The organism is Pseudomonas sp. WS 5410 (assembly GCF_012985645.1).
GTDB classification, from domain to species: Bacteria; Pseudomonadota; Gammaproteobacteria; order Pseudomonadales; family Pseudomonadaceae; genus Aquipseudomonas; species Aquipseudomonas shahriarae.
On sequence record NZ_JAAQWS010000029.1, the window covers coordinates 33827 to 46138 of the forward strand.

The 12312-nt window shown below is 58.9% G+C and carries 9 protein-coding genes; 4 read left to right on the plus strand and 5 right to left on the minus strand.

The features are described from left to right. Window positions 1-136: 136 nt before the first annotated feature. On the minus strand, window positions 137-2362 hold the full coding sequence (locus HBO24_RS27430; RefSeq protein WP_170044286.1) for an NADP-dependent isocitrate dehydrogenase: 2226 nt from the start codon (window positions 2360-2362) through the stop codon (window positions 137-139). A 495-nt stretch (window positions 2363-2857) separates the two neighbouring features. On the opposite strand from HBO24_RS27430, the gene icd reads away from it, so the two are divergent. After that, window positions 2858-4114, plus strand: coding sequence for an NADP-dependent isocitrate dehydrogenase (gene icd / locus HBO24_RS27435; RefSeq protein ID WP_057441442.1), 1257 nt, complete (start codon window positions 2858-2860; stop codon window positions 4112-4114). A gap of 79 nt (window positions 4115-4193) precedes the next feature. Here icd and cspD read toward each other — a convergent pair whose 3' ends face one another. After that, entirely contained in the window at window positions 4194-4484 is a 291-nt protein-coding gene (cspD, locus tag HBO24_RS27440) for a cold shock domain-containing protein CspD (protein WP_057960026.1), read from the minus strand. Window positions 4485-4707: 223 nt separating this feature from the next. Here cspD and clpS point away from each other — a divergent pair, with 223 nt between their 5' ends. Next, window positions 4708-5076 (plus strand): ATP-dependent Clp protease adapter ClpS, encoded by a 369-nt coding sequence (gene clpS / locus HBO24_RS27445; protein WP_029293391.1) that lies wholly within the window; start codon window positions 4708-4710, stop codon window positions 5074-5076. A 29-nt stretch (window positions 5077-5105) separates the two neighbouring features. After that, window positions 5106-7376: an ATP-dependent Clp protease ATP-binding subunit ClpA gene (gene clpA, locus HBO24_RS27450; protein WP_170060720.1), complete on the plus strand. Its 2271-nt coding sequence runs from the start codon at window positions 5106-5108 to the stop codon at window positions 7374-7376. A gap of 211 nt (window positions 7377-7587) precedes the next feature. Here the strand turns inward: clpA and infA are convergent, their stop codons facing one another. From infA to aat, 3 genes are all read right to left on the minus strand, one after another. Further along, window positions 7588-7806, minus strand: coding sequence for a translation initiation factor IF-1 (gene infA / locus HBO24_RS27455; protein WP_002553999.1), 219 nt, complete (start codon window positions 7804-7806; stop codon window positions 7588-7590). A gap of 100 nt (window positions 7807-7906) precedes the next feature. Continuing rightward, window positions 7907-8614 carry an arginyltransferase gene (locus tag HBO24_RS27460; protein WP_057441413.1) on the minus strand — a complete coding sequence of 236 codons (708 nt, stop codon included), beginning with the start codon at window positions 8612-8614 and terminating at the stop codon, window positions 7907-7909. 55 nt (window positions 8615-8669) lie between these two features. Next, a complete protein-coding gene (gene aat, locus HBO24_RS27465) occupies window positions 8670-9350 on the minus strand; it encodes a leucyl/phenylalanyl-tRNA--protein transferase (RefSeq protein WP_170060721.1) in 681 nt (226 codons plus the stop codon). A gap of 521 nt (window positions 9351-9871) precedes the next feature. On the opposite strand from aat, the gene HBO24_RS27470 reads away from it, so the two are divergent. Beyond that, window positions 9872-12280, plus strand: a complete 2409-nt coding sequence (locus HBO24_RS27470) for a DNA translocase FtsK (protein WP_170060722.1) — start codon at window positions 9872-9874, stop codon at window positions 12278-12280. Window positions 12281-12312: the final 32 nt, after the last annotated feature.

A 12312-nucleotide genomic window follows, 5' to 3' on the forward strand; every position in this document is an offset into this window, starting at 1 on the left:
ACATCTGTACCGACTGGCAGACTGCTATCGCAGGCAAGCCAGCTCCCACATTTGCTCGGTTTTTTCATTAAAACGGTGTTGGACACAAAGAGAAACCCCGGCACATGGCCGGGGTTTGTGATGTCGCCCTACAGCATTACTTCAATGCAGCAATCGCCGCATTGAGGGTAGCGCTCGGACGCATAGCCTTGCTGGTCAGCTCAGGATTCGGCGCGTAGTAGCCGCCGATGTCCACTGGCTTGCCCTGCACGGCGTTGAGTTCGGCAACGATGGTTGCCTCGTTCTCGGCCAGGGTTTTTGCCAGTTGAGCGAACTGCGCCTGCAGCGCGGTATCTTCAGTCTGGGCGGCCAGGGCTTGTGCCCAGTACAGCGCCAGGTAGAAGTGGCTGCCGCGGTTGTCGATGTTGCCGACTTTGCGCGATGGCGACTTGTTGTTATCGAGGAATTGGCCGGTGGCCTGGTCCAGGGTCTTGGACAGTACCAGGGCTTTCGGGTTGTTGTAGTTCACACCCAAATGCTCAAGGGAGGCTGCCAGGGCCAGGAACTCGCCCAGGGAGTCCCAACGCAGGAAGTTTTCTTCCAGCAGTTGCTGCACGTGTTTTGGAGCCGAACCGCCAGCGCCGGTTTCGAACAGGCCGCCACCGTTCATCAGCGGCACGATCGACAGCATCTTGGCGCTGGTGCCCAGTTCCATGATCGGGAACAGGTCAGTCAGGTAGTCGCGCAGTACGTTGCCGGTCACCGAGATGGTGTCCAGGCCCTTGCGGGTGCGTTCCAGGGTGAACTTCATCGCGTCGACCGGCGACATGATGCGGATGTCCAGGCCTTCGGTGTTGTGGTCTTTCAGGTAGGCCTGAACTTTCTCGACCACGACGCCGTCGTGGGCGCGCAGCGGGTCCAGCCAGAAAATTGCTGGCGTGTTGCTGGCGCGGGCGCGGTTGACGGCCAGTTTGACCCAGTCCTGGATCGGCGCGTCTTTGGTCTGGCACATGCGGAAGATATCGCCGGCTTCAACCGACTGTTCCATCAGCAGCTTGCCCTTGCTGTCGGTGACGCGGACTACGCCGTCAGCCTTGATCTGGAAAGTCTTGTCGTGGGAACCGTACTCTTCGGCTTTCTTTGCCATCAGGCCAACGTTTGGCACGCTGCCCATGGTGGTTGGGTCGAAGGCGCCATTAGCCTTGCAGTCTTCGATGACCGCCTGGTAGATGGTGGCGTAGCAGCGATCCGGGATCACGGCCTTGGTGTCGTGCAGCTGGCCGTCGGTGCCCCACATTTTGCCGGAGTCACGGATCATGGCTGGCATCGAGGCGTCGACGATCACGTCGCTCGGCACGTGCAGGTTGGTGATGCCTTTGTCGGAGTTGACCATCGCCAGGGAAGGGCGAGCGGCGTAGACCGCCTGGATGTCGGCTTCGATCTGCGCTTGCTGGTCGGCCGGCAGGGCCTTGATGCGAGCGTACAGGTCGCCGATGCCGTTGTTCAGGTTGAAGCCGATCTGTTCCAGCACGGTAGCGTGCTTGGCCAGGGCGTCTTTATAGAACTCGGCAACGATCTGGCCGAACATGATCGGGTCGGAGACCTTCATCATGGTGGCTTTCAGGTGAACCGACAGCAGTACGCCTTGTTTCTTGGCGTCTTCGATTTCTGCGGCGATGAAGCTGCGCAGGGCGTTCTTGCTCAGCACGGCGCTGTCGAGGATCTCGCCGGCCAGTGCGGTGGTCTTTTCTTTCAGGACGGTGGTGCTGCCATCCTTGCCGACCAGTTCGATCTTGACCGCATCGGCGGCTTCGATCTGTACGGCTTTTTCGCTGCCGTAGAAGTCGCCGTTGCTCATGTGAGCGACGTGGGACTTGGAGTCAGCAGCCCAGGCACCCATTTTGTGCGGGTGCTTGCGCGCATAGTTCTTGACCGACAGTGGGGCGCGGCGGTCGGAGTTGCCTTCGCGCAGGACCGGGTTTACGGCGCTGCCCTTGACCTTGTCGTAACGTGCACGGGTTTCTTTTTCCGCGTCGGTGGTTACGGTTTCCGGGTAGTCCGGCAGGGCGTAGCCCTGGGCCTGCAGTTCCTTGATCGCGGCTTGCAGCTGCGGGGTCGAGGCGCTGATGTTAGGCAGCTTGATGATATTGGCTTCGGGGGTCACGGCCAGGGCGCCCAGTTCGGCGAGGTGGTCCGCAACGGCCTTGGTGCCCAGTTGCTCGGGGAAGCTTGCGAGGATGCGCCCTGCGAGGGAGATATCGCGGGTTTCCACTTCAATATCAGCGGAAGCGGTGAAGGCCTCTACGATAGGCAGCAGTGAATAGGTGGCGAGGGCTGGGGCTTCGTCGGTGAAGGTATAGATGATCTTCGAGCGGGTGGGCATATTCGGATTAACTCTCTTCTTTGCTAAAAGCGTGCGCGGAAACTCGAGATGCGCCGGGTAAAGCGCGTTCGTTCAAAGTCATCCATGAGCCGAATGTCGATGTTTCTTCGCGGTGATGTTGGGTTGCATCAGTCGAGCGTCAAGCGGGTGGGCTACGGTGGCAGCCCGGCTTTTTCAGGCGCAGGTGCTCGATATAGAGCGGTCGGCCGTCGTGACTCTTTGGTCAGCGGCGGCATTATACATAGGTCGCTATGCTTACGCCGAGCCTTCATACAAAAGGTGGATCGTCCATTGGTCTAAAGGTCGCATGGACCGGATTGCGCCTAAAGTCGCACGCAGTGCTCAAGTTTGGCGTTTTTCCCTTTTGTTTCAAGGTTGTAGGCGACTAAATCTACCGTTTTCGCAGCAAATGTACCGGGCGCAAGGTTCCAGTCCACATTCAACTGGAGTAGGCTCGGGCACAGCCAGATGTTCAATCCACAAACGGAGTTCAGCATGGGATACAAGAAGATTCAGGTTCCGGCAGTCGGCGACAAAATCACCGTCAACGCAGACCATTCTCTCAATGTTCCTGACAACCCGATCATTCCCTTCATCGAAGGTGACGGTATTGGCGTCGACATCAGCCCGGTGATGATCAAGGTGGTCGATGCAGCTGTTAACAAGGCTTACGGCGGCAAGCGCAAAATCTCCTGGATGGAGGTGTATGCCGGCGAGAAGGCGACTCAAGTTTACGACCAGGACACCTGGCTGCCCCAGGAAACCCTGGACGCGGTCAAGGACTACGTGGTTTCCATCAAGGGCCCGCTGACCACGCCGGTCGGTGGCGGTATCCGCTCGCTGAACGTTGCCCTGCGCCAGCAGCTGGACCTGTATGTCTGCCTGCGTCCGGTGCGTTGGTTCGAAGGTGTGCCAAGCCCGGTCAAGAAGCCAGGCGATGTGGATATGACTATCTTCCGTGAGAACTCCGAAGATATTTACGCCGGTATCGAGTGGAAGGCCGGTTCGCCCGAAGCAACCAAGGTCATCAAGTTCCTCAAAGAGGAAATGGGTGTCACCAAGATCCGTTTCGACCAGGATTGCGGGATTGGCATCAAGCCGGTTTCCAAAGAGGGCACCAAGCGCCTGGCGCGCAAGGCCCTGCAATATGTAGTGGATAACGACCGTGAGTCGCTGACCATCGTGCACAAAGGCAACATCATGAAGTTCACCGAAGGTGCCTTCAAGGAGTGGGCCTACGAAGTGGCGGCCGAAGAGTTCGGCGCGACCCTGCTCGATGGTGGGCCGTGGATGCAGTTCAAGAACCCGCGCACCGGCCGCAATGTGGTGGTCAAGGATGCGATTGCCGACGCCATGCTCCAGCAGATCCTGCTGCGCCCGGCCGAATATGACGTGATCGCCACCCTGAACCTCAATGGTGACTACCTCTCCGATGCCCTGGCGGCAGAAGTGGGCGGTATCGGTATTGCACCGGGTGCCAACCTGTCCGACACCGTGGCGATGTTTGAAGCCACCCACGGTACTGCGCCTAAGTACGCGGGCAAGGACCAGGTCAACCCGGGTTCGCTGATTCTGTCGGCGGAAATGATGCTGCGCCATATGGGCTGGACCGAGGCGGCCGATTTGATCATCAAGGGTACCAACGGGGCGATTTCGGCCAAGACCGTGACCTATGACTTCGAGCGCCTGATGGACGGCGCCAAGCTGGTGTCGTCGTCGGGCTTCGGCGATGCGTTGATTTCGCATATGTAAGTCGAAGGCTATGAAAAACGGCCATCCTGATTGCTCGGGATGGCCGTTTTTTTATGCGTGGTATCTGCTCGGTGGCGGATCAGGCCGTTTGTTTCTTTTTCGAATGAGCGGATTTATCTGCCTTGTCGTGCCTGTCTTCGTTGGTTTTTCCAGGCTCGACTGCGCAGATGGCGACAGCATGCAGGCCCTTGGGTCCCTGGACGATTTCAAAGGACACTAATTGACCCGCTTTAAGGGTCTTGTATCCGTCCATCGTGATCGCCGAGTAATGCGCAAAAAGATCATCCTCTTTGCCGTCTTCGTTAATGAAGCCGTAGCCCTTGGCATTGTTGAACCATTTGACCTTGCCACTGATCTTGACGCCAGACATACCCATATCCCTCTGCACCAGACTCCATCACTGGAGTATCATCCAGTTTATCCGTCCTAACCCGAATAAATAAGGTTGACTGCGCGGACCTTTTTTACCCACTGTGGGTTCTATTGGTTGTAACACCGTTTTGCCGATAGTCAAGGCGACCAGTCGGTCGGAGTTGAATTTCTGACAGGTCGCCCCCATCACTGTAAATGCACAACAGACGAACCTTTCTTTCATGCATGCATTCAGCCAGATTCGACTAACATTCAATCAGGATCGCCCGGATCATCTAGAAGACGATGACGGTTCTGCAGGCATCGCTGTTCAAGAGGCCAAGCCTGCTTTACAGGCGCCGCCGATGTACAAGGTGGTTTTGTTCAATGATGACTACACGCCGATGGATTTCGTCGTCGAAGTACTCGAGGTGTTTTTTAATCTGAACCGCGAGTTGGCGACCAAGGTAATGCTGGCCGTTCACACAGAAGGACGGGCAGTATGTGGAGTGTTTACCCGCGACATCGCCGAGACCAAGGCCATGCAGGTCAACCAGTACGCCAGGGAAAGCCAGCATCCGCTACTCTGTGAAATCGAGAAGGACGGTTAACTCCGACCACTTGGGTATGAGGTGAAGCTATGTTAAACCGCGAGCTCGAAGTCACCCTCAATCTTGCCTTCAAGGAGGCCCGTTCGAAGCGTCATGAATTCATGACCGTCGAACACCTGCTGCTGGCACTTTTGGATAACGAAGCTGCCGCCACCGTTCTGCGTGCGTGCGGCGCCAACCTCGACAAACTCAAGCATGACCTGCAGGAGTTCATCGACTCCACCACGCCACTGATCCCCGTGCATGACGAGGACCGTGAGACCCAGCCAACCCTGGGCTTCCAGCGGGTGTTGCAGCGTGCTGTCTTCCACGTGCAGAGCTCCGGCAAGCGCGAAGTGACGGGCGCCAATGTCTTGGTTGCCATCTTCAGCGAACAGGAAAGCCAGGCCGTGTTCCTGCTCAAGCAGCAGAGCGTGGCGCGCATTGATGTCGTCAACTACATCGCCCATGGCATCTCGAAAGTCCCAGGGCATGGCGATCATTCCGAGGGTGAGCAGGATATGCAGGACGACGAGGGCGGTGAGTCTTCTTCTTCAAGCAACCCGCTGGATGCCTACGCCAGCAATCTCAACGAACTGGCGCGCCAGGGGCGGATTGATCCGCTGGTGGGGCGTGAGATGGAAGTTGAGCGTGTTGCGCAGATCCTCGCGCGTCGTCGCAAGAACAACCCTTTGCTGGTGGGCGAGGCGGGCGTGGGCAAGACCGCGATTGCCGAAGGCCTGGCCAAGCGCATTGTTGATAATCAGGTGCCTGACCTGCTGGCCAACAGCGTTGTCTACTCCCTGGACCTGGGCGCGCTGCTCGCTGGGACCAAGTACCGTGGCGACTTTGAAAAGCGTTTCAAGGCGTTGCTTGGCGAGCTGAAAAAGCGTCCGCAGGCGATCCTGTTCATTGATGAAATCCACACCATCATTGGCGCCGGTGCGGCTTCCGGTGGGGTGATGGATGCGTCCAACCTGCTCAAGCCGCTGCTGTCTTCGGGTGATATCCGTTGCATCGGTTCGACCACGTTCCAGGAGTTTCGCGGGATCTTCGAAAAAGACCGTGCCCTGGCGCGTCGCTTCCAGAAAGTCGACGTGTCCGAGCCTTCGGTCGAAGACACTATTGGCATCCTGCGGGGGCTGAAAGGGCGTTTCGAAGCGCACCACGGCATCGAGTACAGTGATGAGGCGCTGCGTGCGGCCGCCGAGCTGGCCTCGCGCTACATCAACGACCGGCATATGCCCGACAAGGCCATCGACGTGATCGACGAAGCCGGGGCCTACCAGCGCCTGCAGCCGGTAGAGAGGCGCGTGAAGCGCATCGAAGTGCCGCAGGTCGAGGATATCGTGGCGAAAATCGCGCGAATTCCGCCAAAACACGTCACCAGCTCCGACAAAGAGCTGCTGCGTAACCTGGAGCGCGACCTCAAGTTGACAGTGTTTGGCCAGGATGCAGCGATTGACTCGCTGTCGACGGCGATCAAGCTGTCCCGGGCTGGCCTCAAGTCGCCGGACAAGCCGGTGGGTTCGTTCCTGTTTGCCGGGCCTACCGGCGTCGGCAAGACCGAAGCGGCGCGGCAGTTGGCCAAGGCTATGGGCATTGAGCTGGTGCGGTTCGACATGTCCGAATACATGGAGCGGCACACCGTGTCGCGCCTGATCGGTGCGCCTCCGGGCTATGTCGGCTTCGATCAGGGCGGACTGTTGACCGAGGCGATCACCAAGCAGCCGCATTGCGTACTGCTGCTCGATGAAATCGAAAAGGCCCACCCGGAAGTCTTCAACCTGCTGCTGCAGGTCATGGACCACGGGACCCTGACCGATAACAACGGGCGCAAGGCGGACTTCCGCAACGTGATCGTGATCATGACCACCAACGCCGGTGCCGAGACGGCCGCGCGGGCTTCCATTGGCTTTACTCATCAGGATCACTCTTCCGACGCCATGGAAGTGATCAAGAAGAGCTTCACGCCGGAATTCCGCAACCGCCTGGACACCATTATCCAGTTTGGTCGCCTCAGCCATGAGGTGATCAAGAGCGTGGTGGACAAGTTCCTTACCGAGCTTCAGGCGCAGTTGGAAGACAAGCGCGTGCAGCTGGAGGTGACGGAAGCGGCACGCAGTTGGATCGCCGAGGGCGGCTACGACGCGGCAATGGGCGCCCGCCCAATGGCGCGTCTGATCCAGGACAAGATCAAGCGGCCATTGGCCGAAGAGATCCTGTTCGGCGAGCTCTCCGACCATGGTGGCGTGGTGCATATCGACTTGAAGGATGGCGAGCTGACCTTCGACTTCGAGACCACTGCTGAAATGGCCTGATCGCAACACAACAAAAAGGCGCTTCGGCGCCTTTTTGCTATTTCTCAAGCGCTGCAATCAAAATGTGGGAGCGGGCTTGCCCGCGATAGCGGTGTATCGGTGCCAGATGTATTGCCTGACACACAGCTATCGCGAGCAAGCCCGTTCCCGCATTAATTTTATAGCGCGCACAAAAACGCCCGGCATAACCGGGCGTCTTGTATTGACTTGTTTAGCGAGCGCGGTAAGTGATGCGCCCTTTGCTCAAGTCATAGGGCGTCAGCTCGACGCGCACTTTGTCACCGGTAAGAATACGAATGTAGTTCTTGCGCATCTTGCCGGAGATATGCGCGGTTACGACGTGCCCATTTTCCAACTCCACACGAAACATGGTGTTGGGCAGGGTGTCGACGACAGTGCCTTCCATTTCGAAGCTGTCTTCTTTCGACATGCAGTAAAGCCCTCGGTATCCAGTGAATGGCCCGGTGCAACTGCGCCAGGCAAAAGCGGCGTGCATTGTGCCCGAAAAAGGGTGTTTAAGCCAAGGGGTTCTAGTTAAGCGTGACCCATCTTTGATTAATTAGCAGCTCAATGGGCCGATATTGGGTCTTGTAATTCATCTTTTTGCAGTTTTTTATCCAGTATCCGAGGTACACCGCGTCCAGGTTTTGCCGGGAGGCTTCACTGATTTGCCACAAAATCGCAAAGCGCCCGAGGCTGCGGCGCTCTTCGGCGGGTTCGTAAAAGGTGTAGACCGCCGATAAGCCATTGGGCAGCAGGTCGGTGACCGCGACCGCCAGCAGCCTTCCCTCAAGGCGGAATTCGTAAAAACGCGAGAACGGCAGGTCGCGCACCAGGAACGTGGAAAACTGGTCACGACTCGGTGGGAACATGTCGCCGTCGGCGTGGCGTTGTTCGATATAGCGCTGGTACAGGTCGAAGTACTCTTCGCTGAAGCCGGGCTTGGCGGGGGTCACGATCAGGTCGGCATTACGCTTGAGGATGCGTTTTTGATTGCGGTCGGCTAAAAATTGCGCCACGGGGATACGCGCCGGCACACAGGCGTTGCAGTTCTGGCAGTGCGGCCGGTACAGGTGGTCGCCACTGCGCCGAAAGCCCATCTCTGACAGGTCGGCATACACATGCACGTCCATCGGCTGGCTGGGGTCGAGGAACAGCGTAGTGGCCTGTTCTTCGGGCAGGTAGCTGCAAGAGTGGGGTTGAGTGGCATAAAACTTCAAGCGCGCCAACTCGGTCATGATCAACCCTCGGATAAGCTTTGAAATAAGTGTAAGCCAGGTGCGCGCATGTCGCCTAAGAAACCCACGGCCCACTGCTGGCTTGATCAAGATGGTCGCGCAGGTAACCGGCAAAGTCGCTGCGGGGAATGGCGCGGGCGCCGAGGCTGTGCAGGTGATCGGTGGGCATCTGGCAGTCGATCAGCACAAAACCCCAGGCCTGCAATTGCCTGACGAGCGTGGCAAAGCCATATTTCGAGGCATTGTCTGCGCGACTGAACATCGACTCGCCAAAAAACAACTGGCCCATGGCCAGGCCATACAGGCCGCCGACCAGTTTGCCCTGGTCCCAGACTTCAACGGAATGGGCGTAGCCCCGTTGGTGCAGTTGCAGATAGGCGTTCTGCATGGCTTCGGTGATCCAGGTACCGTCTGCATAGCTGCGTGGCGCAGCACAGGCCTGTATGACAGCGGCGAAGTCCTGGTCGAAGGTGACCTCGTAGCGTTGCTGGCGCAGCAGCTTGGCGAGGCTGCGGGACACGTGCAGTTCGGCGGGGAACAGCACCGTGCGTGGGTCTGGCGACCACCACAGGATGGGCTGGCCTTCGGAGAACCAGGGGAAACAGCCGTGGCGATAGGCCTGGACCAGGCGGTCGGCGGACAGGTCGCCACCTGCAGCCAGAAGGCCGTTGGGTTCACGCATGGCTTTGGCCAGCGGTGGAAACGTCAAGGTGTTGCGTTGCAACCAGGTGAGCATGGTATTCAGGCTTACAGAAGGGGAGGGCGGTGACAGGCCGGGGCCCGCCGCGTTAAGCAGTGATTATTGTCGAGCCGGCGCCACTCGGCCAGCCCGATCATGTAATCCGTACCCTGATGCATGAGCGGGTGTTTCTGCAACTCTATAGCGGTGATGCGGTCGTAATCGCGTCATGTCGCCATCCGTTGAGCGGGAATGCTGGGTAAAGCTTGTCCAGTCTGATAAAAACAGCTCATAAGCCTTTGTCAGTAAAGACAATGCATGCTCAAATTGAAACCCATGGGCAATGCGCCGGGCGATGCTCCATGAGCGAAGCCGGCAGCGTGGCAACGGGCACACAAACCCGTACAATGGCGGCACTATGTCCTTGTGGGCTGGCGTTAACGTCGGTGCATGATTCAATCTCGGAGTGTTAAAGGACGCTTGACGACGCTCATTCACTTTTCACCTGTCCGGATTGGGCAGTATTTTTATAGTCATTCAACTGTTGGACGCGCTTAAGGCGCAGGAAAAGACCCGTTTTGAAGAAATCCGCCGCAGCACCCAAAACAGCAGTAGTACCGGCCTGGCGCCAGCACCTGCACTATCGGCTCAAGGAAGGCGCGCTGATTGCCATCGGTGCTTTATGCCTGTTCCTGATGATGGCCTTGCTGACCTATGGCAAGGACGATCCGGGCTGGAGCCATAACAGCAAGATCGACGATGTGCAGAACTTCGGCGGGCCTGTGGGCTCCTACAGCGCCGATATCCTGTTCATGATCCTGGGCTATTTCGCCTATATCTTCCCGTTGTTGCTGGCGATCAAGACCTGGCAGATCTTCCGCCAGCGCCATGAGCCGTGGCAGTGGAGTGGCTGGCTGTTCTCCTGGCGCCTGATCGGCCTGGTGTTCCTGGTGCTGTCGGGCGCGGCCCTGGCGCATATTCACTTCCATGCACCGACCGGCCTGCCGGCTGGCGCGGGCGGTGCCTTGGGCGAAAGCCTGGGTGACCTGGCCCGCAGGACCCTGAATATCCAGGGCAGCACGCTGACGTTCATTGCCCTGTTCCTGTTTGGTCTGACGGTATTTACCGACTTGTCGTGGTTCAAGGTCATGGACGTGACCGGCAAGATCACCCTCGATCTGTTCGAGTTGTTCCAGGGTGCCGCCAACCGCTGGTGGGCCGCCCGTGTGGACCGCAAGCGCATGGTCGCGCAATTGCGTGAAGTCGACACCCGGGTCAACGAAGTGGTGGCCCCGAGTACGCCGGATCGCCGTGAGCAGGCCAAGGTCAAGGAGCGCCTGATCGAGCGCGAGCAGGCCCTGACCAAGCACATGTCCGACCGCGAGAAGCAAGTGCCGCCGGTTATCGCCCCGGCGCCGGTCAAGGCGCCCGAGCCAAGCCATCGCGTGCAAAAGGAAAAGCAGGCGCCGCTGTTTATCGACAGCGCCGTCGAGGGCACCTTGCCGCCGATCTCGATCCTCGATCCGGCGGAAAAGAAGCAACTCAACTATTCCCCGGAATCCCTGGCGGCCGTCGGCCATCTGCTGGAAATCAAACTCAAGGAGTTTGGCGTCGAAGTGTCGGTGGATTCGATCCACCCCGGTCCGGTGATTACCCGTTACGAAATCCAGCCGGCCGCAGGGGTCAAGGTCAGCCGTATCGCCAACCTGGCCAAAGACCTGGCGCGCTCCCTGGCGGTTACCAGCGTGCGGGTGGTGGAAGTGATCCCCGGCAAAACCACCGTGGGTATCGAGATTCCCAACGAAGACCGGCAGATCGTGCGCTTCTCCGAAGTGCTGTCGACCCCGGAATACGACAACTTCAAGTCGCCGGTCACCCTGGCCCTGGGGCACGACATCGGCGGCAAGCCGGTGATCACTGACCTGGCGAAAATGCCCCACCTGCTGGTTGCCGGTACCACCGGTTCTGGTAAGTCGGTGGGTGTGAACGCAATGATCCTGTCGATCCTGTTCAAGTCCGGCCCGGAAGACGCCAAGCTGATCATGATCGACCCGAAGATGCTCGAACTGTCGATCTACGAAGGCATCCCGCACCTGCTGTGCCCGGTGGTGACCGACATGAAGGACGCCGCCAACGCCCTGCGCTGGAGCGTGGCCGAGATGGAGCGGCGCTACAAACTGATGGCGAAGATGGGCGTGCGTAACCTGTCCGGCTTCAACGCCAAGGTCAAGGAAGCCCAGGACGCCGGCACGCCGCTGACCGACCCGCTGTACAAGCGCGAAAGCATTCACGATGAAGCGCCGCTGCTGACCAAGTTGCCGACCATCGTGGTGGTGGTCGACGAATTTGCCGACATGATGATGATCGTCGGCAAGAAGGTTGAAGAACTGATCGCGCGTATCGCGCAGAAGGCCCGTGCGGCCGGGATCCACTTGATCCTCGCGACCCAGCGGCCGTCGGTGGATGTGATCACCGGCCTGATCAAGGCCAACATCCCGACCCGCATGGCGTTCCAGGTGTCGAGCAAGATCGACTCACGGACCATCATCGACCAGGGCGGTGCCGAGCAACTGCTGGGCCATGGTGACATGCTCTACATGCCGCCCGGCACCAGCCTGCCGATCCGCGTTCACGGTGCATTTGTGTCCGATGACGAGGTGCACCGCGTGGTCGAGGCGTGGAAACTGCGCGGCGCGCCGGAATACAACGACGATATCCTGGCGGGTGTCGAAGAAGCCGGCAGCGGTTTCGACGGTGGCAGCGGTAGCGGCGACGATGATGCCGAGACCGACGCGCTGTACGACGAAGCGGTGGCATTCGTGCTGGAAAGCCGTCGCGCCTCGATCTCGGCGGTGCAACGTAAACTGAAGATCGGCTACAACCGCGCCGCGCGTATGATCGAGTCCATGGAAATGGCCGGCGTCGTTACGGCCATGAACACCAACGGCTCGCGCGAAGTCATCGCGCCAGGGCCGATGCGCGACTGACCTCGTGCCGCGTGGCAGCATGCGGCGCGCCT